Below are 234 nucleotides of genomic sequence, written 5' to 3'. Positions count from 1 at the left end.
TCCAGGACCCGCCGTGAATCCGTCCCTGGAGGCTTCTCGTCGGCTCCCTGCCTCCGAGAGTCCCCGACAGGTATACCTCGCCGAGACCCTCAGTGCCAATAGGCGTTTTGTGTTGCGAGCGTGACGGGGTGGAGGGTAGGCCGGTTGGAGACTCTCTGAGGCATGGATGCCGATGAGAAGCCTCCAGGGGCCGCTCTTTGGCTCCTGCCACCGCGGCATTCGTGCATCCATGCA

This window comes from Marinimicrobium sp. UBA4509 (genome assembly GCF_002388575.1).
GTDB classification, from domain to species: domain Bacteria; phylum Pseudomonadota; class Gammaproteobacteria; order Pseudomonadales; family Cellvibrionaceae; genus Marinimicrobium; species Marinimicrobium koreense.
The sequence above is the reverse complement of the archived record's forward strand: the minus strand, read 5'-3'. Positions refer to the sequence as shown.